The organism is Achromobacter sp. F4_2707 (assembly GCF_047501535.1).
Taxonomy (GTDB): domain Bacteria; phylum Pseudomonadota; class Gammaproteobacteria; order Burkholderiales; family Burkholderiaceae_B; genus Yanghanlia.
The window spans coordinates 109458-131877 of the sequence record NZ_JAZDRJ010000004.1 but is presented as its reverse complement, the minus strand read 5'-3'; the positions used below and the strand labels follow the sequence as shown (position 1 = coordinate 131877).

Genomic DNA, 22420 nt, shown 5'->3' with positions numbered 1-22420 from the left:
ACACTTTTTTTGAAGCGAGGCAGTTATGCAGCTTCCACAGATATGCATACGACGCCCGGTGTTTGCCACGGTGCTGTCGCTCATCATTGTTCTCATCGGCCTGATTTCTTACGACAGGCTTACCGTCCGCGAATACCCGGCGATTGACGAGCCGGTGGTCTCGGTGCGCACGGAATATAAGGGCGCATCCCCTGAAGTGATCGAGTCTCAGGTCACTAAACCGCTGGAAGACCAGCTCTCAGGTATTGAAGGCGTGGACGTCATGACATCGCGCAGCCGCAGCGAAGTCAGCTTTATCAACGTCAAATTCCACATTTCCCGCGACCCGGATGCGGCCGCTGCGGAAGTTCGCGATAAAGTCTCTCGCGCTCGCCGCTTCTTGCCGGACGAAGTGGAAGAGCCTGTCATCAGCAAGGTGGAAGCGGATTCCACCCCCATTGTGTATATCGGCGTGACCACCGGCGATATGTCGCAAATGCAGGCGTCCGACTACATCAACCGCTATATCAAAACACGGTTGTCGGTGCTGCCAGGTGCGGCCGAAGTGCGGGTGTTTGGTGAACGTTTACCCGCCATGCGCATCTATGTAGACCGCCATAAGTTGGCGGGCTATGGCTTGATTGTTCAAGATGTTGAAAATGCCTTGCGCCAGCAGAACGTCTTGATTCCGGCCGGGCGTATTGAATCTCTGGACCGGGAATTCTCCGTGGAATCCACCACCGACTTACAGACGGTGGAGCAGTTCGAAAATATCGTCATTGCCAACATTAACGGCTACCCGCTACGCATGCGGGAAGTGGCGGAAGTGCGGGTCGGGCCTGCGGACGAGCGGGTCTCGGCACGTTTTAATGGGCAGCCTAGTCTGACCATTGGGGTGACCAAGCAATCCACCGCCAACCCCTTGGATTTGTCTAGAGAAGTCCGCAAGGAAATTGAACTCATTAACGAGAACCTGCCTTCCGGCATGCAGTTGCAGGTGGCGTATGACAGTTCAGTCTTTATTCAGCGCTCCATCGATTCCGTCTATGTCACGGTAGTTGAAGCCATCATTCTGGTGGTGCTGGTTATTTTCTTCTTCCTGCGCAGTGTGCGGGCCAGCCTGATTCCCATCGTCACCATCCCGGTATCGTTGATCGGCGCTTTCGGGGTGATGTACTTATTCGGCTTTTCCATCAACACACTCACTTTGTTGGCGATGGTGCTGGCCATTGGCCTGGTGGTGGACGATGCCATCGTGGTGCTGGAAAACGTCTATCGGCACATGGAGGAAGGCAAGAGTCGTTTGGAAGCCGCGCTGATTGGTTCCAAAGAGATTGCCTTTGCGGTGGTTGCTATGACGCTGACGCTTGTCACCGTGTATGCACCGCTGGCATTCGCCACAGGCCGAACTGGCAGGCTGTTCATTGAGTTTGCCCTGGCGCTGGCGGGGGCAGTTCTGGTGTCCGGCTTTGTGGCGCTGACACTCACCCCCATGATGTGTTCGGTCTTGCTTAAGCCGCAAAAAAGCCATGGGCGCATGTATGCGTTTATTGAAAACCTGCTCAATGGCTTGACCCGGCGTTACCGGTCGGCGTTAGGCGTGGCGCTGCGACATCGGTTTATTGTGGTGGTGCTTGGCCTGGCGGTGGCGGCGGGAAGTGGCGTGCTGTTCACTGTGGTTAAAAGCGAGCTCGCTCCGATTGAAGACCGGGGCGTGGTGTTTGGCGTGGTTACTGCACCTGAAGGGTCCACCCTGCATGCCACTCAGAGCAGTTTGCTGCAGATCGAGGCCTTGTATGACGATATCCCAGAGCGTAGTGGGGTGCAGTCGGTAATCGGTTTCCCCACCGTAACGGATGGCTTCGCTATTTTGCGACTGAAACCCTGGGAAGAGCGCGAGCGCAGCCAGCAGGAAATCGCCCAAGAGCTTCAGCCCCAATTTTCTGCCGTGCCCGGCGTGCGGGCCTTCCCTTCCAACCCGCCATCATTCGGCCAGCGAGCCACATCCAAACCCATCAACTTTGTGGTGATGAGCCAGGCTACCTACCCGGAAATGGCGGCCATGGTCGATATGCTGCTCGACAAGCTGGCTGACTACCCTGGCCTGCAGAATTTAGACACCGACCTGCGCCTGAATACGCCTGAGCTCAAAGTGCAGGTCAACCGTGACAAACTGGCTGACGTAGGCGTGGATGTTGGCGACGTCGGTCGCACCCTGGAAACCATGCTGGGCGGTCGTAACGTCACGCGCTTCCGTGACAGTGGCGAGCAATACGATGTCATCGTCCAAGTGAAACGTCAGGACCGTGCCACGCCTTCCGACATTCAAGATATCTACGTGCGGGTACGCGATGGCAGCATGGTGCAACTCGCCAACTTCGTTGAGATTGAAGAATCCGTCGCGCCGCAGTCGCTGAACCACTTCAACCGTTTACGCGCCGTTAAAATCGAGGCCGCCATTGCGCCTGGCTACGCCATGGGTGAAGTGTTGGAACACATGAACGAGGTGGCGCGTGAACTGCTGCCGCCTACGGTACAGACCGATCTGGACGGCCAGTCGCGTGAATTCCGCGATTCCTCTGGAAATATTTATCTGATTTTCATGATGGCGCTGGCCTTTATCTACCTGGTTCTGGCCGCTCAATTTGAAAGCTGGCGCAGCCCGCTTATCATCATGTTCTCAGTGCCATTGTCCATGACGGGCGCTTTGCTGGCCCTGTACCTGACAGGCGGTACACTCTCTATTTATAGCCAGATCGGGCTGATTACGCTGGTGGGCTTGATCACCAAGCATGGCATTCTGATTGTAGAATTCGCCAATCAACTGCGTGATCAGGGGCGTGAAATGCGCGAAGCCGTCATGGAAGCCAGCGAGCTTCGGCTGCGGCCCATCCTCATGACAACCGGCGCCATGGTGCTGGGGGTTCTGCCTCTGGCCCTTGCCACCGGCGCGGGAGCGGAATCACGCCAGCAGATCGGCTGGGTGCTGGTCGGCGGCCTCACTTTGGGCACTGTGCTGACATTGTTTGTCGTGCCGGTTGCCTACACGCTGATTGCAGGCGCCCGACGCCAGATGCTTAGCGCCGCAGAAGCCGACGCACTTACAGCAGAAGAGCCTGTGGCCGGCGGTGGTGCCATCGCTGCGCCCCAGGCGCCCAAAGACGGGCATCATTAAAGAAGGAAACACCTATGCGGCAGATCATTCTCGATACGGAAACGACCGGGCTGGACCCCAACCAAGGGCATCGTATTGTCGAGCTTGCCTGCGTCGAAATGGTGAACCGCCGCCTCACGGGTAACCACCTGCACCTGTATTTCAACCCCGATCGCGACAGCGACCCGGAAGCGCTGGCCGTCCACGGCCTGACCACCGAATTTTTGTCGGGGCACCCGCGCTTTGAAGACGTTTACCAGCAGTTTATTGACTTCATCCGAGGCGGCGAACTCATCATCCATAACGCGCCGTTTGACTGTAAGTTCCTCGATGCCGAGCTCAAGCGCGTAGGTCAGCCACCCGTGCAGGAACTCTGCGAGAAAATCACCGACTCGCTCTTGTACGCGCGTGAGCTGCACCCTGGCAAACGCAATTCTTTGGATGCCCTTTGCGAGCGATACGGCATCTCCAACGCCCATCGCACCTTGCACGGCGCTTTGCTCGACTCCGAACTATTGGCGGATGTCTGGCTGGCCCTGACGCGTGGCCAAGATGCCCTGCTGATGGATTTCCAGGAAGACGATGCAAACGTCTCGATGGGTGGGGTCAGAATCAACAAAGTCGATACAAGTGGTCTGCGCGTGGTGACAGCTTCGGAGGACGAACTTGCTGAACACAACAAGTATCTGGAATTGCTGGATAAAGCCGTGAAGGGTGACTGCGTTTGGCGCACTTACGAACCGCTTGCGTCTTAGCTTGTCGATGGCGGCCTGCCCACTGCATGCCGTCGCCGCGCGCCCCGAAAATGCCTGACTTGTGGCTGTAAATCTTTGTTGTATAATCGCTGTCTTCTCATCTGAGGCCCGCCCCGAAAACCACTGGTTTTCAGGCGCCGCGCGCCCAGCATGGGGCGGTTAGCTCAGTGGTAGAGCACTGCCTTCACACGGCAGGGGTCACTGGTTCGAACCCAGTACCGCCCACCAAAATTACAGAGTCATATCAAGCATTTAGCTGATATGGCTTTTTTTTGGGCTGTTGCATCGGTAGGCCTTCAGAATTCCCGAAGCATTGGTTTCACAATTCCGATTGCGGGGATTCACTAATCAAGGCTGCCGGGACATTCAGATACTCTGGGGAATAACAACAACCAATATCCCAGGAGACAATTTTGAAAGTATTTGCCAAGACAGCGCTCGTGGCGGCTGTGGTGGCGGGTCAAGCGTTCTTTGTCCCGACCGCCTCCGCCCAAACCAATAATTTTCCCGAAAAATCTCTGACCTATATCGTGCCTTTCCCGCCGGGCGGCCCGACTGATGTTGCCGGAAGGGTGCTGGCGGATGCGTTGGGGAAAGAGCTGAAGCAAACGGTTGTTGTAGAGAATAAATCGGGCGCTTCGGGTTCTATCGGTATTAACCAGATGATACGCAGTGAGCCCGACGGCTACACGATAGCGGCTCTGGGAGCACCAAGCTTGACTGCCCCGTTCATGCTGGCCCAACCGCCATACGACTTGAAAACCGATGTGAAATCTGTCGGCGTTGCCTACATCACTCCGCTGGTCATCGTTGTTAACCCCAAGGTCACACCCGACATTACCGACATGGCTTCACTGGTAAAAGTGGTGAAGGAGAAAAAAGAGGGGCTGAACTACACCACAGCGGGGATTGGCAGTACGGCTCATCTTGCGTTGGAGTTGATCCGTAAAGATCTGGGCCTAAACATGACGCATATCCCATTCAGGGGTAGTGCACCTGGTGTGACAGCCTTGCTGGCAGGCGATGTGGAGCTGATGTATTCCGATCTGGTTGCGGTGCTTCCGCACATCACTGCAGGCAACTTGCGCCCCATTGCGGTCAACACAAGCACGCGTCTGGACGAACTGCCCAATACTCCAACGCTGGAGGAGCAGGATATTCAGGTCGCCAAAGCCGCATCGTGGGCGGGTTTGCTTGCACCCAAAGATACACCGGACGACAGGGTGAATATTCTGTCTGCAGCCTTGAAAAAGGTGTTGGAAGACGAGACAGTACAAACCCGGTTGAAGGCGGTAGGGGCGTACCCGAGTTACACAAGTCCTGAAGAAATGCAGAAAATCATTGAGCGGGATTCTGCTATTTGGGCCGGTGTTATTGAGGAGAACAACTTAAAGCAGACGAACTAATAGTCTGAGGCTCGATAAGCAGGAACACTTCCTTGCAGAGACTTGGGTCGGGGGCAATATCAGGCGCGTACATGCCATGCGAAACACGACGTGATACACCCGTGAACGCTGCTCCCGATTCTGATTGTTGTTCGCTCGAGGATATCCCGCCTTTGCCCTGGTGTGCGACGCGTCGTAGACGTATCATCCGAGCCTGATGCAATTGAGATCGGCATAAAAAGGAACTGAGATTCGTAACGCGTACCTGCTTCTTTCCTTGTCCACGCTGTTTTGGGCAGGCAACTCCATCGCCGGAAAATGGGCGGTGGGGCATGTATCCCCCATGATATTGGTGACGATTCGCTGGCTGGTGGTAGCCGGCGCACTGTATGCAGTGGCTAGAAGACAGATCGCTGCAGATTGGGCGACCTTGCGCAGCCCGCTGGGCTACTTGCTGTTCATGGGGGCGTTAGGTTTCACACTCTTTAGTGTGGCGCTCTATTACGCGCTGGTCTACACCACAGCAATCAACGCCAGCATCCTACAAGGGGGGATGCCGTTTTTCGTGTTTTGTGCAAGTTTTTTGCTGTTCAAAAGTCGTGTCGTCAAAGAACAGGTCATCGGTTTTCTGCTCTCTTTTGTTGGTGTAATCATTATTGCTGCACAGGGCCAAATAGGCCATCTGGTGGCGTTGAATATTAATGCGGGTGACGCCCTGATGGTCGTGGCGATTATCGCCTACGGTGTGTATACCGCTATGTTACGCAGTAAGCCACAGGTGCACTGGACGAGCTTGATGTTCATACTGTGTCTGGGAGCGACGCTCACGTCGGTGCCCTTGCTAGCCGTCGAAGCCATGCAAGGCGCGACCATTCTGCCCAAATGGCAAGGCTGGTTGATCATCCTGTATATCGTCGTGTTGCCGACACTGCTCAGTCAGCTTTTCTTTATTCGCGCCGTGGAGCTGATAGGCCCGAACCGGGCAGGGCTGTTCATCAATCTCTTGCCGCTGTGGGGCGCCTTGTTGGCGGTGACGCTATTAGGTGAGGATTTTCGTGCGTATCACGGGTGGGCCTTGGTCATGATTTTTTTGGGGATTGGGCTGGCCGAGTATGGAGGGCGACGGGTGAGCAGCCGTGCTTGATGCCTGAGGCTAATGCGACGCGGATATTCGATAATGGTGGAAACCGAGGAAAGTGATCGTCCCGCCAGTGGTACTGGCAATGACGCTACACTATCCCGCAATCATCCATTCGCGTTGGGGATCAGGTTTTCCCGATGCATTTCACATTAGGCGATCGAAGGGTATGGTGTCGTTGCAGGAACAGCTTTTGAGGGCGGGTCTGGTCGATCAGAAAAAGGCCAAGCGTGTTCACCAGGCCAAGGCGCAGCAGAAAAAGCTGGAGCGTCGTACGGGTGCGCAGAGTATTGATGAAACTCGGCACGCGGTGCTTGAGGCTCGCGAACGGGAGCGCGAAGCCGTGCGGCAGTTGAATGCCAAGCGGGATGAAGAAGCGCATAAGAAGGCCGTGCAAGCGCAGATTGTTCAGATGGTGCAGCAAAGCCGTCAGCCGCGTGGGGGCGGTGATATTGCGTACAACTTTACGTTCGGCAAGAAAATCGAGCGCATTCATGTCTCCGCCGCTGTGCGCGACCAGTTGGCAGCGGGGCAGTTGGTGATTGTACGCTTGGGAGATACCACCGAATTAGTTCCGCAGGTTGTGGCCGATAAGATCGCCGAGCGCAACCCGGACATCGTTGTGCGCGTGAAGAAAGCCGACACCATCCCGACTGAGAATGACCCATACGCAGACTACCAGATACCGGATGATTTGATGTGGTGATGCCCCAAGTTGTTGGAGTTCCAACTTGATCAGACACTCCCGGCTTTACCCAGAGCCGCGCGTCATTCCGGGCTGACTGCCGCCGTTTCTATTGTGCTGCTGACAATCCGCCTGAGCCGGACGGCGTCGCCAAAGCGCGAGCCACGCCTGCCTTGGGCGTTGAGCACCACTACGGCCAAGTTTCGCCCTTCGAGGTTGATCACCATGACCAGGCAGTCGCCTGCCTCACGGGTGGTGCCTGTCTTGGATACCAGAATTTCCCACTGCGACCGCCCCACCAGCATATTGGTATTACGAAAGGTTTGGTCTGCAGCGTGATATTTGAGTTCAGTGGAGAACTGCTGAATCAGAGGGCGCAGCGATGCGGCATGTAAAAGCTTGACCAGATCTGTGGCCGAAGAGATGTTCTCGTTGGATAAGCCGGTGGGTTCTGAAAACTTTGTATCACGCATATCCAAGGCCACAGCCTTATTGTTCATGGCTTCGATAAAGGCTTCCATGCCTCCCGGGTAGGTCCGCCCCAAGGTGTTTGCAGCGGTGTTTTCTGAAGCGGCCAATGCCAGATACAGCAGGTCAGAGCGGCTAAGTACAGTGCCTGCAGGCAGGCGTGAAGGTAGTTCGCTGCTGGTGCGGCGGTCGTCGGCATGAACAGTGAGTTTTTCATCCAGTGGCAGCCCTGAATCCACCACAACGAGTGCCATCATCAGCTTGGTAATGGAGGCGATCGGGCGACTGATGTCCGCATCGCGAGCAAACAGCGTTTCTCCCGAATCAATATCCTGTACCAGCATGCTGCTGGACTTCAACTTTTTGATTTCGGCATCCGGGTTTTTTGTCGCCAGAGCGGCTTTGATACCTGCATCAGGGTCCAGAGGCTCAGGCTGTGCCCCCCAACGCTTGATCGCCACACGCTTGCCGTAGCCGTACTTGCAAATAGGCAAGGAGGGTTGGGAATTGCAGGGGTGGAAGTTGGGTGTCTGGGCGACGACGGGGGTGGGCCGGCCTAACGCCGCCACAGCGATAAGTGCAATCGCACATAGCGCTGCCGGGGAAGCCTTACAGATGGAAATCATAGCTGCCCTCCTGGGAGAACATACAGCTTGATTGGAATCTTATGCTGGCTGGGTGCTTTTCAGCATAATTTCTTGTTTTTACCACGGGTCGCCGCTATAGCGGTACGCTACTCACTGGCTGCTATCGTTTTCCCAATCTTCCCAAGCTATATCTTCGTGAGCAGAGATATATCGGCTGACCGCCACGCCTATGGTCGGAAAGAAACGCTCGTCGCCGAAGTGCCTGAAGATGCCGAACTGGTGAAATTTATCTTTGACCGGATCTTTTAGTTCAGCAAAACGTAGCTCTATGCCGGCTTGGCATAATTCAGTATGGAGTTCGACCAGCATATCGGCGGCTGTAACATCGACGCTGGTGACAGGCTCTGCGGCCACGACCAGCCAGCGAACCGGCTCGGGCGCGGCGGCAATTGCCGCTCTGACTCTTTCTGAAAAGGGCTCGGCATTTGCGAAAAAAAGTGGGGCGTCCCATCGCAGCAGCACCAGCCCGGGTATTTGCCGCGCCTGCGGGTAACGGCGCAGGTCGTGATATCCCTTCAAACCATCCACGCGGCCCAGGATGGCGGAATGCGGTTTCCAGCCATCCCAGAGAAACTCAATAATTGCTAACACAATTGCAAGGCCGATACCTGGAATGGCGCCCAGCACGACAATGCCGGCCGAACACACGATAGACAGCCAGACCGCCCATCAGTACGGGGATGAGGTCGTCGTATGTAATGATGGGTAGCACCAGACGTGGCAGGCCTTGCGGCACCGAGCCCAGTACTTTCACTCCGTGCGCATCAAGTTGCAGCATGCCGGTGACGACGGTAGCACCCACAATGGCTATGAGTATGCCGGGTATTTTGTTGCTGTTGCGTAGTAGCACAACCACCGCCAGCGCTGAAAAATTTGTCTGCCCGTTAAACAAACCCAGTAGGAACTGCCAGAACCTCAGCAGAGTATTCTCGCCTTCCGCCTGGAAACCAAACAGCGCAGGAAGTTGGCTGACCAGCACAACAATAGCAATGCCGTTCATGTAGCCATAGCGTATGGGTGCCGACAACAACTGAATAATGAAGCCCAGCCTGGCGAGCCCGCCAAGCACACAAACCGCACCCGATACCAGAGCCATGGCCCCGGCCAGAGCAATGGCTCGCGCCGGGTCTCCGCCGGAAAGCGGTAGCACCACCGCGAGTATCAAAGCGGCGAGGGCAGAATCCGGGCCGTACACCAAGCGGCGATTCGGGCCGAACAAAGCATAAGGGATCAGCCCCGCAATCGTGGCATAGAGGCCGTTAATCCCGGGCAATCCGGCCGCCACTGCATAAGCGATGCCGACAGGCACCAGCATGACGGAAAGCACCGGTCCGGCAGTGATGTCGTGCCGCAACCAAGAAGAATCATAGTTCAGCAACTGGTGCAGGCCCGGCAGCCAGCGCGCCAAGCCGCTGCTGGCCGCTCCGTTTGCAGGCATGGGCAAACGCCCCCGAGTGTGAACTGACCCCCAAGAGTTGGACACAACCTTGGAGGGCATATGAGGAAATTCCCGGGGTGATTCAGATAGTAGGGAATGGTTGATTCCCAACTCATTCCGCCAATTAAGCCAATGGTTTTCATAAGCTCCCCTGATCAGCCATCGTAGAGCTTGTTGCGTCCTGTCTGCAATACCCCTACGCCTAATGTGTTTTTTTGGTTTCCTGGCGATTGTGTGGCTTGTATACTGCTTCAGGCCACTCTAATATTTTATTCATGTTTAGTATCATTTCAAAACAATTGGCTCAGAGGATGCGCACCTTGGGTGTGCTGTCCGTGCTGTTGTTTGCGATGGTGCTGCGCGGCATGGTTCCCGCCGGGTACATGCCAAACTCGGCGGCCGGTCTGGAAGGCGAATCGCTGTTTGCCTTCTGTACTCCACAAGCTCACGGCAAAACACCTGCCGCCTTGCTGGCCCTTTGGGCCGACGTCGATATAGCCGCCAATCCGGATACCGGGCCTGACACCAGCGCCATGGAAGCCAGTTGCGCGTTCTGTGTTCTGGGTCAGCTCGATATGGGGCTGCCTGAAATCGGTGTCCTTTCGGTTGCGTCGGTTCGCTTCTTTTCCCACCCGGTTATCGCCCTGCGAAACTTCTCGCTGCCGCCGTCAGGCGTGCGCGGCCCGCCGCTGGGCTCCAGGGCTCCACCTTTCTTCATCGTCTGATTCTCCGGGCAAAACCATTGTGTTACGCGGCAAATATCGCTGCTCAACGCGTTAGCCACCTTTGAAAGGCTTGCGTATCGCACGTCGCGTACCGCGCGGGGCCGTATCACCGGCCTGCCGCTGCCCGGCTGTTTTGTTGCTCTGTGTCGTGATCTCCGCGTCGGCCTTGCGCCGACGTGCGGACGCGCTTCGGCACAACTCGCTAATCTGATGAAGAAGAATTCTTATGAACACACGTAGTGCATTGTTTCGCCCCCTGCGTCTCACCGCCGTTCTGGCCGTGGCATGGGGCGCTTTTCCCGTTTGGTCGCAGACGACTTCCCTGACCGAGAACCGCCATGGCGGTCAAGCGTCCCATGGTGAAGTGACGGTGCTGGAAAAGGTGGTTGTGACGGGCGTGGCTCCGGTTACGCCGCTCATGTTCGTCACCGACCCCAAGAAGCCGCGCCAACCCATTCCGGCCAGCGATGGCACCGATTACCTGCAGACGATCCCTGGCTTTTCCGCCTTGCGCAATGGCGGCAGTAATGGCGATCCGGTTCTGCGCGGCATGTTCGGGTCGCGCCTGAACATCCTGACAAACGGCACATCCATGCCGGGCGCCTGCCCAAGCCGGATGGATTCTCCAAGCTCCTACATTTCGCCGGCCAATTTTGATGAGTTGACGATTATCAAAGGCCCCCAGAGTGTGCTGTGGGGACCTGGCGCCTCCGCGGGCACTATCCGCTTTGACCGCAAGGCGCCCGGATTCACCGAACCGGGCATATTGTTCGATGGCAGCCTGACCGGCGGTTCGTGGGGCCGTCATGACGAGGTTGCCGATCTGGTCATTGGCAACGAGAAGTTCTATGCGCGGATAGTGGGCAACCATTCCCATTCGCAGGATTACGAGGATGGCGACGGCAATCGTGTGCCTTCGAAATGGAATAAATGGAATGCCGACATCGCCCTGGGCTTGACGCCGGATGCCGACACCATGATTGAACTGAGCGCGGGCACGGGTGACGGCGAAGCGCGTTATGCGGGCCGTGGCATGGATGGCTCGAAGTTCAAGCGCGAATCTCTGGGGCTGCGCTTTGAGAAAGACAATATCGGCTCCACCCTCAGAAAGGTGGAAGCGCAGGTGTATTACAACTACGCCGATCACGTCATGGACAATTACTCGCTGCGTGACTTCGCGCCGACCCCCATGATGATGATGCGCATGGCCTCGAATGTGGACCGTGAAACCTGGGGCGGCCGTTTTGCCCTGACCCTGGATCTGGCGGAGGATCTGGAACTGGTGAGCGGATTTGACTTCCAGGACAGCAGTCACAGCATCCGCAGGGGCATGGGCATGATGTCGTATCGCAGCCAGCCCAGGGTCGAGGATGCCCGCTTCCAGAATGCGGGAATGTTTGGCGAACTGACCTGGCGCGCAAGCGAACGCGCCCGGGTCGTGGCTGGCGTGCGTGTTGATCGCGCCTCAGCACGCGATCGTCGGCAGACGGTCGGCAGCGGCATGATGGCCAGCCCGAATCCGACAGCCGACAAAAAGCGGGAGCGCTATCTGCCCAGCGGTTTCCTGCGATATGAACATGATTTTGCAACGCTTCCCGCCACTGTGTATGCGGGCATCGGGCATGTTCAGCGCTTTCCCGATTACTGGGAGCTTTTCTCCCCGACGCGGGGCCCGGCAGGCAGCGTCAATGCGTTCGATGGCGTGCAGCCGGAGAAGACGACGCAGCTGGATTTCGGCGCCCAGTACCGGACGGAAAAAGTCGACGCCTGGGTTTCAGGCTATGTCGGAACGGTGAAGGATTTCATCCTTTTCGACTACGGCCCAATGGGTATGATTTCGCAGGCTCGCAATATCGACGCCACCATTTTCGGCGGGGAAATGGGCTTGTCATACAAGCCTTCTCCGGCATGGACATTGGGTTCCACTGTGGCCTATGCCTGGGGCCGCAATCGCAGTGACAGTCTGGCTTTGCCGCAGATTCCGCCGCTGGAAGGCCGTTTTTCGGTCAATTATGAGCAAGGGCCGTGGTCCGCTGGCCTGTTATGGCGCGTAGTGGCGTCGCAGAACCGCTACGCCGTCAACCAGGGCAGTGTCGTGAGCAAGGATTTTGACGGCAGCAGCGGCTTCAGCGTGCTGTCGCTGAACGGCGGCTATCGGGTCAATAAACAGATGCAGTTGGCTTTCGGCGTGGACAACCTGTTCAATCGTACCTATAGCGAACATCTGAACCTGGCGGGTAATGCCGGTTTCGGCTACGCGGCCAACACGCGTATCAACGAGCCGGGCCGCACCGTCTGGGCGACGTTGAGCATGAGGTATTGAGCCATAATTGCAAGCATTGCCGCGGCTTTGGGAGGCGTGGCGAAGGTCAGGACATAACTGCGGGCCGCTCCTCACGGAGCGCCGCACGCAGGGTTTTTTTGTCGATCTTGCCCACAGCAGTCAGGGGAAGCTCCTTTTCAAAGACGATGGTTTTGGGGGCGTTAACCACGCCCTTGTTTTGCGTCACGAAATCAATCAGAGTTTTGTCGTCGGCATGGGCGTCCGGCTTGAGCGCCACAATGGCGGTTACGGCCTCGCCCCATTTCGGGTGCGGCACGCCGACGACAGCCACGGCGGCAACCGCCGGGTGTTGCGCCAGGCAATTTTCGACTTCGCTGGAATACACGTTGAAGCCGCCGGTGATGATCATGTCCTTGGCGCGGTCCACCAAATACAGATAACCTTCCGCATCCGTGCGGGCCAGGTCGCCGGTATGCAACCAGCCTCCCTTGAATACCTGAGCGGTGTCGTCAGGGCGATTCAGGTAGCTGTCCATCAAGAGCGGGCCGCGCGCGCAGAGCTCGCCCACTTCGCCCACGGCGACCTCATTGCAATCCGCATCCAATAATTTGATCTCGATGCCAGGCAGGGCCTGGCCGCATGATTTCATCAAATGCGGGCGGGCCGGGTCGTGTTCGCTTTTGCGCAGATAGCTCAGGGTCATGGGCGCTTCCGCCTGGCCATATAGCTGGCAGAACACAGGGCCGAATCTTCTGAGGCCTTCTTCCAGGCGGGTGGGAGCCATGGGAGCGGCGCCATACAAGATGGTTTGCAGGCTGGAAACGTCGTAATCATTGAACGAGGGTGAATCCAGCAAGCCGTAGATCTGGGTGGGAACGAGAAATGTGGCAGTGATCCGCTCGTTGTGCACGGCCTGGAAAAAACCGGTGTCGCTGAACTTCTTCATGAAGAACACCGTTCCGCCCCGCAGGAACACCGGCAGAATGCACGAGCCTGCGGCGTGCGATATGGGGGTGGTTGCCAGGAAACGGATCTCCTGGGGCCATTCCCAGCACGAAAGCTGAAGCAGCGTCATGGTGATGACGGTGCGCTGCCGTTGCAGCACGCCTTTGGGCTTGCCCGTCGTGCCGCCTGTATAGGAGATCTTGGAGACATCGTCGGGCTGCGCCTGGATGACGACATCGGCATCGCTCATGGAGGCGGCGGCTTCGGGAAGATTGATGCCGAAATCGCCCGGGCCAAGGGTGAGCGTGTGCTCGGTGAGGCCCAGCCGTGCCAGTGCCGCGCCGCGCTCGGCGAAGCGGCCCGTATCAATGATCAATGCCTTGATGCCTGCGTCGCGCAGCACGAATGCCTGGTCGTTCAGGGAACCCATGGGGTGCAGCGCGGTAGAGCGCAAGCCAAGATATTGCGCGGCAATAATGGCGACCAGGGCGTCGGCGGAATTGTCGGCAAGGATCGCAATGCCGTCTTGCCGACGCAGCCCCAGAAATTCGAAATACCTGGCCGTTTGATGCACCAGGCCTTCCAGGGTCTGGTAGGTGAGACGGACGCCGCCGCTCACCAAGGCGTCGCGTTGCTTGAATGACTTGAAGGCAGACCGGTAGAGCCCGGCGACTGTCGAGCCTTGGTAAAGCAGTGTTGCGTTGTCTTTCACAGGTTTCTCGGCGGTTTATTGTTTTTCGATGCCGGCTTCTTCGGCGACTTGGAACAGCTTGTCGGAATCGGCTTCCATTTCCTTGTAGAAGGCTTCGGGCGTGCTGGATTCCACCGTGAAATAGAGGTCTTCAAGCTTCTTCTTCACGCCGGGATCGGTCAAGGCGGCATTGAGCGAGGCATTCAGTTTTTCAATGACGGGCTGGGGTGTTCCCTTGGGAACCAACATGCCGATATAGGGTTGGTCATCGAAACCTGCCAGCCCCAGTTCGCTGAGGGTGGGCACGTCGGGCATGGATTCCAGGCGCTGGCGGCCGAAGACGGCCAGGGGCTTGGTGGATTTGCCCAGAAATGGCTGCTGGGCGGCGACCGTGTCGATGAGAAGGTCGACGCGGTTGCCGTTCAGGTCGTTCATGGCGGCGGGCACGCCGGGGTAGGGCACTTTCAGGATATCCGTGCCCGCCAGGCCGTTGATGCGAGCATGGTAGAGCTCGTAAGTGGAGGCGGTGACAGCCATGGTGACGTCGCCGGGATTTTTCTTTTCCATTTCCACAAGCTGTTCGAAACTGTCAGCCGGGAACTCGTTGCGCGCAACCAGCACAAGGTTCAGGTTTACAGCTTTGCCGACCGTATCAAGGCTTTCGCGGAAATCGACTGCCGGTTTGTTGTAGAGGGCCCGGGCAACAACCAGCGGCGCTCCGCCCATCAGAATGGTGTGACCATCCGCCGCGCTGTTGACGACAAACTGCGCGCCGACCGCGCCCGCCGCCCCAGGCCGGTTCAGCACCATGACAGATTGATCGAGGGTGGTGGACATGTGTTCAGCCAGTATGCGGGCCACAATGTCATTGGCGCCGCCTGCCTGATACACCACTACCAGTCTGACAGGTTGCTCGGGGAATTTATCGGCAGCGGCGGAGGGTGAAAGAGCGGCGGCAGACAATACGGTGGCCGCGATGGCGGTTTTCAACGCACGGATGAACATTTTTGCTCCTCTAGTATGGGCGGGTATTTCTACATTGGTTTATTGGTTCAACCATTATATAATCTTAAAAAAATATAATAACGCCGGGAAAACCCCAGTTCCGGACCCACCCGCCATCTCGCAAGGAGGCGTGTTGAAGTCTGCCCAGCGTGGCTCGCCGTCAATGATGAGACGCGCGTTAGGAGCATGAATTGAACCGGGTGTTATAAGGAAGCGGACATAACCGCTGTGACCATGGGCCTATGCGCAAGCCTCGTCTTTCTGGGCGGGACCAAGCCAGGCAATTTTTAAATGCGGGAATTCTTCACGTTATGCATCCAAAAGAAGAAACAGTCTCCACGCAGTTCCGGCCAGTGCGTGTGGCGCGAGCGGCAGACGATATCGCAGCTCAGGTTCGCGAGGAAATTACCGCTGGGCGTTTGAAACCGGGCAACAAGCTGGCGCCTGAAAGGGTGTTGGCCGAAGAGCTGGGGGTGTCGCGCAATACCTTGCGGGAAGCGGTGCGGTCGCTGGAACAAGCGGGTCTGGTCGAGCTGAAAAAAGGCGCGCATGGCGGGATTTTCATCGCCCAGGACAATGGCAACTCAATCGTAACAGGCCTGATCGACCTTTATCGGCTGGGCAAAGTAACGCCACAGCAACTGACCGACGCCCGCCTTTGGCTTGAGCCGATCATAGTGCGTGAAGCGTGCCGCAATGCCACGGCGCCCGACATTGCCTTGCTGAACGAAAACATCGAACAGGCCCTGAGCGCGGCCCAGGCCAATGATTTCAAGAAGAAAATCACTCTGCACCATGAATTTCACCGCATTCTGGCGCGCATCGCCGGAAACCCCTTCATGCTGGTTTTTATTGATGGCCTGATTTCGGTGCTGGTGGAATTCATCGAACGCATCGGGCCGGGAGACAACAGCTACTACGTGTTTCCATCGCGGCGCCGTTTCATGGAGCATTTCGAGAAGGGCGACGCCGAAGCCGCTGTTCAGGAAATGATGGGCTTGCTGGAACGTTTCCAGGATGCTTATTTCCCCGCGGAACTGGATTCAGGCGCGGTAGCAACAAAGGAATAGGTCGCCGATGGTCGCCGCTGCGGCGTCAGTTCAGCCTGCCTGACGCCTGCGCTTCTTTCTGGGCGTCGAGGATCAGGGCTTCCAGCTGCGGCGAGGTTTTGAGCGACAGCACAGGGTTGTCGGAGCCGTCTTGTTCCAGATGCAATTCGATGGTCTGGCCTTCGAAAGCGCTGGGGTTGGCCTGAATCTGCACATATTGCTTCAGCAGGCGGTCAACGGCTTTCTGGGCTTCGTAAAGCTGGATCGCCACCGACGATTGGGCGTGCAGCTTGAAGTGCTGCTCTATGGTTCTGGCCAGATCCCAGCTGAAGAATACAAGGGCGTTGCGGCCATGGCATTCGGGGTGGAGGAATCCCCAGGATTCTTGAGGCGTGCTAGTCAAGGTGTCGTATCAAAAAATAGCTGAAAATATCCTGAAAGTGTAGCAGGGTATAGGCGAGGTTTTCCACGCGAGAGGGGAGGGCTGTCACACCTGTTTATCAGAAAGTGGGCTATTCTTAAGCCTCACGTGGGCCGATCTGCCCGCAAAGCAGTATGTCATGTCATGACTACGAGGAAAAAACATGGATCGCAGAAGCTTCCTGCTCGCCCCGCCTGCTTTGGCCATGGGCTCTCTGGTTCTCCCCACCACCTCTCTGGCCGCTCCTCTGGCCATTCACAGCAAAACCCAATTACTCCCACGCAGCGGTACTGGCCCGCGCATCGTCATTTGCGGTGGCGGCTGGGGCGGCATGACGGCTGCCCGCTATTTGCGCAAGCTGATTCCCAATGCGGATGTCGTTCTGCTTGAGCGCAACCCGACTTTCTGGTCGGGGCCCATGAGCAATAAATGGTTGATCGACATCGTAGATACTGATTTCGTTCAGCACGATATGCTGAGCCCCGCCAACAGATATGGCTATACGCTGATCAACACCACCGTGAATGCGGTGGAGCGCCACATCAAGACGGTGCGCACCACGCATGGCAGCATTGATTACGATTATCTGATTCTGGCTGGCGGCATTCGCAATGCCTATGATGCCTGGTTTGGCAACGATCGCGCGGCTGCCGAATACACGCGCATGCACTACCCGAACGCCTACGAGCCGAACGCGGAAATGTTCGCCGTCAAGAGCAAACTGAAGAACTTCAAGGGCGGCACTATCGTCATGAACCTGCCGCCGCCGCCGCACCGCTGCCCGCCATCGCCCTACGAACGGGCATGCCTGATGGCCTGGCATATCAAAAAGAATAATATTCCCGGGAAAATCGTCATTCTTGACCCCAAACCCAACATTGCGCCGATTGGCGAAGGGTACAGGGCGGCTTTTCAGGAGCTTTACCCCGACATCATCACTCACGTGCCTTTTGCGGTGATCAGCGAAGTCGATCCCTACAACAAGCGCATCAAGACGGCAGCGGGCGATTTCGACTTTGACGACGCCATCCTCATGCCGCCGCACCAGGCTTCCGACATGGTCTGGTATGCCGATCTCATCGGCAAGGATGCTTCCGGCAAGCCTACCGGCTGGGCCGATATCCACCCGCGGCTGTTTACTGCTACCGCTGATGAAGACGTTTATGTCATTGGCGACGCCATGGGCTTTATTTCCGACCAGTTCGGCCATTACCCCAAGAGCGCGCACGTGGCGCATGCGGTGGCAAAAATCATGGCCCAGAACCTGGCCGAACGCGTGGCAGGCAAAGAGGTGGTGCCTGTGCTGCCCGACAACCTTTGCTACATGATGGTCAATGGCGACCCGCAGGAAGAGATTTCCGTGGTGTTCGAGTACGAACTGGATGCGACCGGCAAGGTCCTGCAGACCCAGATTGACATGGATGTTCGTTCCGCCGATCTCGTGGCGGAAGATTTTGCCTGGATCAAGAGCCGTTTCGATGATTTTCTCTAAAACTCAGAAAGAAAGCACTGAACAACCCCTGGCCCAGCGCCGCCAGTTGCTGGAAGGAGCGGCATTGAGCCTGGGCCTGGGCCTGCTGCCTTCGGCGGTGCGCGCCCAGCTTGCTTCGCCGGTGCCGCTCAAACCTGCCAGCGCCGCTGAAGTCCAGGCGGTTATCAGCGATTTCCTGCAAAGCGCCGAGCCGCTGGAAGAAGGTCTGGAACTCGAAATGCCGGTATTGGGCGACAACCCCGCGGCGGTGCCGGTCAAGGCCAGGGTGACTTTGCCCATCACGCCCGATTCCTACTGCGAAGAACTCATCATTCTTGCCGAAGGCAACCCCCGTCCCCTGGCTTGCCGGTTCGCGTTTACACCGCTGGCGGGCACCGCCGAGGTCGCAATCCGCCTGCGCCTGATTGAAAGCCAGACCATCCGGACGCTGGCGCGCATGAATGATGGGCGTGTACTGATGGCTCATCGCCACATCACTGTCACGGCTGGCGGCTGTGGAATGTAGACAAGGTAAAACATGAGTAAGCCCCGTATCTGGATCAGCAATGACACTCCCAAGGCCGGAGAGGTGGTGCGTGTGCGCGCCCTGATTCTGCATCGCATGGAAACCGGCCTGCGGCCCGACGCTGACGGCCAGATTATTCCCCGCAACATCGTCAATGAGTTTGAAGCGCGGCTCGATGGCGAGCTGCTGTTCAAATGGGCGCCCGAAACGGCTGTTTCCCAGAACCCGTATATCGAGTTCACTTTCCTGGCCCGCAAGTCGGGCGAGCTGCAAATGAAATGGGTGGACGACGAAGGCGCCGTTATCACCGGAAGCACGGAACTGACGGTTTCCTGATACGCCGCCGCGGCATGATCAGTCGAGAAATGATCATGCCTGGTGGGTCAGCATCAAATAGAGGGCGGCGACGGACATAAAACAGAAGTAAACCACGATGCCTGCGAGCAGGCTTTGGAAAATTTGTTTCCCGCGCCGTTGCCAGCCCCCATTTACCCGCCGGTGGGGGCCCCAGCGCCATACCATGGCGGCAGCCAGCAGGCTGATCAGAATCATCCAAATTTTCATGAAACGATTGTAGCGGCTGCTGCAGTGTTAACGATATCAATGTAACAAAATTAGTACAATGCGCTGAGGGGCGTAGTGGCATCGGCTGCTATGTTCAGAGAAAAATCAACGAGGCGTAACCTGCATGCCGTTATCCGGCTTCTTTATCGACACTTCAATGCGAAATGCGTCGTTGGTCGATGGTGCACACCACCATGGCCTGATGCTGCTGTCTGTCCTTGTGTCGATTTTTTCGGCAACAATGGCACTGCAGACCGCGAATATTGCAAATCGGTCGGAGCGTCGCCTGTATAAGCGTGTCGCGCTCATCACTGGCGCAATCGCTTTCGGCTTTGGGGTCTGGTCCACCCATTTTATCGGTATGCTGGCGTACGAGCTGCCGGCAGACGTGAATTATTCGGTTTCTCTAACACTGTTTTCGGTATTGCCTGCCTGTGTAGCTGCATGGTTTGCGCTACGCATGCTGGCCCTGCCGCAGGTGACGACCAGGCACTTGATAAGCAGTGGAACGCTCGTGGGTCTGGGGGTGGGGGCCATGCACTATATTGGCATGGCGGCCATGCAAACCCCGTTCGATATGCGTTACGAACCCGTCACGTTTGCGCTATCGATACTGGTGGCCATTGCTCTTGCGACGTTGGCGTTATGGGTGCGGTATCGCCTGAGGCACACATCATTGTCGGCTCTTTGCCGTTTACTCATTAGCGGTGGTGTGATGGGGCTGGCCATTGCTGCCATGCACTATACCGGCATGCTCGCCGTGCGCTTTATTGGCGAGCCAAGCGTTCAGCAGAGCGAAATCTCGCTCACTCCCGTTCATGTTTCCCTGATTCTTTCGCTCTTTGCCGTAACAGTGACAACCATGGTGGTGTCCGTTAACGGCCTATTGCGTTCGCAAGAGTTGTACCGCCGGATGCGAGAAGGGAGTTCGCGTTTGCGTGCCACGCTGGATACGGCCGTGGATGGCATCATCACCATTGATAGCAGCGGGTTGATACAAGATTTCAACCGCTCGGCGGAGCGGCTGTTCGGCTGGACGGCCGACGAGGTGATCGGCAAAAACATCAAGATGCTTATGCCCGAGCCTTATCAGTCGGCGCACGACGGTTATTTGAACAATTACAAGGTGTCCGGCAAGCCAAAAATCATCGGTATTGGCCGCGAGGTGGTCGGCTTGCGTAAAGACGGCAGCCATATGCCAATGCGGTTGGCGGTCGGGCGTGTCGATCTGCCGGGGGAGCTGAGGTTCGTTGGGTTCGTGAGCGATATTAGCGACCGTCATGCGCTAGAGGTTTCTTTGCGCGAAACAGCCAAGCGGGCCGAACAGGCGGCAGAGGCAAAGAGCACATTTCTGGCCAACATGAGCCATGAGATCCGCACACCCATGAACTCCATAATTGGGTTTACCGAATTGCTGTTGCAAACTGATCTGACCTCTACGCAGCGCAGCCATTTGAATACGGTGCGTCAGGCGTCGAAATCGCTGCTGAGGTTGATCAACGATATTCTCGATACAACCAAGATGGAAAAAGGCCAATTGGCACTGGAGTACACCGACTTCTCTATGAAAGCCTTGGCCATGCAGATCGAGTCTTCTCTGCGGCTTGCTGCACAGCAGAAAAAACTGGCGTTCAACATTCATTACCCGGATGACATGCCGGACTACTTCCGTGGCGACTCGTTAAGAGTGCTGCAGATACTGACTAACTTGGTGGGCAATGCGGTCAAGTTCACCGAGTCTGGCAGTGTCGACGTGGTGTTTGCTTACGACCAAGAGGGTGTGGTGCATATCCAGGTCAAGGATACCGGAATTGGGATGACCCCTCAACAGTCTGAGGCGATTTTTCAGCCTTTTGCACAGGCCGATGCTTCGATCAGCCGCCGCTTTGGAGGCACTGGCTTGGGTACGACAATCGCGCGTCAGCTTGCCGAGCAAATGGGTGGGGGAATTGATGTGGAAAGTGTGCTGGGTTATGGCAGCACCTTTCATCTACGCTTGCCGCTGAAACCGGGCAGGCTGCCCGAAAAGAATGCTGCTAATGTGCAGCGTCGAGCGTTGCCGCCCTTGAAGATTCTGATTGCGGACGATGTGCCTCAGAATTTGGAACTGCTGACCTTGGTGTTGGAGCAAGACGGCCATGCCGTGGAAACTGCGCAGGATGGCAACGAGGCCGTCGCACTTTTCGGTGCGTCTCGATTTGATGTGGTGTTGATGGACGTCCACATGCCTGGGCTCGATGGCTTGCAGGCGGCTCGCCTGATACGACAGTTTGAACGAAAAGAAGGTCGTGCGCCGACGCCCATCATTGCCTTGACAGCCAGCGTCATGGACGAAGATCGCGAAGCGGCCCAATTGGCGGGGATGGATGGTTTTTCTACTAAACCGCTAGACGCAGTACAGCTGTTTCGCGAGATTGAGCGGGTGTTGGGGGCAAGCCAGGCATCTCTGATTCAGCCGTTAAAGCCTGCTGCAGTGCCTGACACGCCTGCGGTGATTGATTGGAATTACGGGCTGAGCTTGTGGGGGAGTAAGGACACATTGCTAAGTGCCATCGCCCGTTTTCTGGACACCGCAGAAGAACAATACCCACTGCCTCGTGACATCACTCAGGAGTCCGAGAGGAATCGGCTGTTATTTAGTTTGCACGGCTTGCGCGGGGCAGCGGCTAATCTTGCCTTGCCTGAATTGGCGGGGCTGGCGGGTCAACTAGAAGACAGTTTGCGGGCGGGTGCTGAAATTGAAACAAGCCAGTTGGAGCATCTGAACGCCAAGTTAATGGCTGTGCGCCATCGCGTGAGCGAAGAAAACGCGGCGGCAGAGGCTGAACAGGCCGAGTCGCTCGATGGGGCGCCGAAGATGTCAGATGAGTCGCTGCAGGCCATGCGTGATCTGATTGAAATTATGCGTGGCAGTGGACTGGACGATGATTTGTTGGACAGGGTTTGCAGCAATCTGGAAAGGTCCGGTGAACATCGCTGTGCGCAGGAATTACGCTCGGCATTGGACGAATTTGAATTCAACGAAGCGGTTGAAGTGCTGGAACGGGTGCTTGCCAGATATAGCACCCCAGCCCGCTGAACGGAGTAACT

Annotated in this window: 17 protein-coding genes, 1 tRNA gene and 1 pseudogene; 13 read left to right on the top strand and 6 right to left on the bottom strand. The window is 56.9% G+C overall.

Translation table 11 applies throughout. The features are described 5' to 3' along the window. Positions 1 to 25 precede the first annotated feature (25 nt). The 6 genes from VRY85_RS05565 (at position 26) to VRY85_RS05540 (ending at position 7117) form a co-directional block, all read left to right on the top strand. Positions 26 to 3154 (top strand): efflux RND transporter permease subunit, encoded by a 3129-nt coding sequence (locus tag VRY85_RS05565; RefSeq protein ID WP_414597621.1) that lies wholly within the window; start codon positions 26 to 28, stop codon positions 3152 to 3154. Between the two features lie 14 nt (positions 3155 to 3168). Continuing rightward, a complete protein-coding gene (gene dnaQ / locus VRY85_RS05560; protein WP_414597620.1) occupies positions 3169 to 3888 on the top strand; it encodes a DNA polymerase III subunit epsilon in 720 nt (239 codons plus the stop codon). A gap of 153 nt (positions 3889 to 4041) precedes the next feature. Next, positions 4042 to 4116, top strand: a tRNA-Val gene (locus VRY85_RS05555). Between the two features lie 185 nt (positions 4117 to 4301). Further along, positions 4302 to 5294 (top strand): Bug family tripartite tricarboxylate transporter substrate binding protein, encoded by a 993-nt coding sequence (locus VRY85_RS05550; RefSeq protein ID WP_414597619.1) that lies wholly within the window; start codon positions 4302 to 4304, stop codon positions 5292 to 5294. A gap of 229 nt (positions 5295 to 5523) precedes the next feature. Then, entirely contained in the window at positions 5524 to 6417 is an 894-nt protein-coding gene (locus tag VRY85_RS05545) for a DMT family transporter (RefSeq protein ID WP_414597715.1), read from the top strand. Between the two features lie 163 nt (positions 6418 to 6580). Next, positions 6581 to 7117 carry a DUF2058 domain-containing protein gene (locus VRY85_RS05540; protein ID WP_414597618.1) on the top strand — a complete coding sequence of 179 codons (537 nt, stop codon included), beginning with the start codon at positions 6581 to 6583 and terminating at the stop codon, positions 7115 to 7117. A 62-nt stretch (positions 7118 to 7179) separates the two neighbouring features. Here the strand turns inward: VRY85_RS05540 and VRY85_RS05535 are convergent, their stop codons facing one another. Then, positions 7180 to 8190, bottom strand: coding sequence for a serine hydrolase (locus VRY85_RS05535; protein ID WP_414597617.1), 1011 nt, complete (start codon positions 8188 to 8190; stop codon positions 7180 to 7182). Positions 8191 to 8301: 111 nt separating this feature from the next. Next, positions 8302 to 9649, bottom strand: a pseudogene (locus VRY85_RS05530) (SulP family inorganic anion transporter). Between the two features lie 275 nt (positions 9650 to 9924). Here VRY85_RS05530 and VRY85_RS05525 point away from each other — a divergent pair. Together VRY85_RS05525 and VRY85_RS05520 are read left to right on the top strand one after the other, a co-directional pair. After that, positions 9925 to 10374 carry a DUF2946 family protein gene (locus VRY85_RS05525; protein WP_414597616.1) on the top strand — a complete coding sequence of 150 codons (450 nt, stop codon included), beginning with the start codon at positions 9925 to 9927 and terminating at the stop codon, positions 10372 to 10374. 226 nt (positions 10375 to 10600) lie between these two features. After that, a complete protein-coding gene (locus VRY85_RS05520; protein WP_414597615.1) occupies positions 10601 to 12697 on the top strand; it encodes a TonB-dependent copper receptor in 2097 nt (698 codons plus the stop codon). 46 nt (positions 12698 to 12743) lie between these two features. On the opposite strand, the gene VRY85_RS05515 is transcribed toward VRY85_RS05520, so the two are convergent. Together VRY85_RS05515 and VRY85_RS05510 are read right to left on the bottom strand one after the other, a co-directional pair. Next, positions 12744 to 14315: an AMP-binding protein gene (locus VRY85_RS05515; protein ID WP_414597614.1), complete on the bottom strand. Its 1572-nt coding sequence runs from the start codon at positions 14313 to 14315 to the stop codon at positions 12744 to 12746. Between the two features lie 15 nt (positions 14316 to 14330). Continuing rightward, complete coding sequence (locus VRY85_RS05510) at positions 14331 to 15299, bottom strand: Bug family tripartite tricarboxylate transporter substrate binding protein (protein WP_414597613.1); 969 nt, start codon at positions 15297 to 15299, stop codon at positions 14331 to 14333. Positions 15300 to 15610: 311 nt separating this feature from the next. Here VRY85_RS05510 and VRY85_RS05505 point away from each other — a divergent pair, with 311 nt between their 5' ends. Next, entirely contained in the window at positions 15611 to 16369 is a 759-nt protein-coding gene (locus VRY85_RS05505; RefSeq protein WP_414597612.1) for a FadR/GntR family transcriptional regulator, read from the top strand. 25 nt (positions 16370 to 16394) lie between these two features. Here VRY85_RS05505 and VRY85_RS05500 read toward each other — a convergent pair whose 3' ends face one another. Then, positions 16395 to 16751 (bottom strand): hypothetical protein, encoded by a 357-nt coding sequence (locus VRY85_RS05500; protein ID WP_414597611.1) that lies wholly within the window; start codon positions 16749 to 16751, stop codon positions 16395 to 16397. Positions 16752 to 16932: 181 nt separating this feature from the next. Here VRY85_RS05500 and VRY85_RS05495 point away from each other — a divergent pair, with 181 nt between their 5' ends. Genes VRY85_RS05495 through soxZ form a run of 3 tightly spaced genes read left to right on the top strand, consistent with a single transcriptional unit; the run spans position 16933 to position 19102 of the window. Continuing rightward, entirely contained in the window at positions 16933 to 18261 is a 1329-nt protein-coding gene (locus VRY85_RS05495) for an FAD-dependent oxidoreductase (RefSeq protein ID WP_414597610.1), read from the top strand. Continuing rightward, the gene (locus tag VRY85_RS05490) at positions 18248 to 18766 is read left to right on the top strand and encodes a thiosulfate oxidation carrier protein SoxY (protein ID WP_414597609.1); all 519 of its coding nucleotides are present in this window, start codon (positions 18248 to 18250) and stop codon (positions 18764 to 18766) included. Before VRY85_RS05495 ends, VRY85_RS05490 begins: the two co-directional genes overlap by 14 nt. Before the next feature lie 12 nt (positions 18767 to 18778). Beyond that, positions 18779 to 19102 carry a thiosulfate oxidation carrier complex protein SoxZ gene (gene soxZ, locus VRY85_RS05485; RefSeq protein ID WP_414597608.1) on the top strand — a complete coding sequence of 108 codons (324 nt, stop codon included), beginning with the start codon at positions 18779 to 18781 and terminating at the stop codon, positions 19100 to 19102. 33 nt (positions 19103 to 19135) lie between these two features. Here the strand turns inward: soxZ and VRY85_RS05480 are convergent, their stop codons facing one another. Beyond that, positions 19136 to 19318, bottom strand: a complete 183-nt coding sequence (locus VRY85_RS05480) for a hypothetical protein (protein WP_414597607.1) — start codon at positions 19316 to 19318, stop codon at positions 19136 to 19138. A 136-nt stretch (positions 19319 to 19454) separates the two neighbouring features. Here VRY85_RS05480 and VRY85_RS05475 point away from each other — a divergent pair, with 136 nt between their 5' ends. Then, complete coding sequence (locus VRY85_RS05475) at positions 19455 to 22409, top strand: MHYT domain-containing protein (RefSeq protein ID WP_414597606.1); 2955 nt, start codon at positions 19455 to 19457, stop codon at positions 22407 to 22409. Positions 22410 to 22420: the final 11 nt, after the last annotated feature.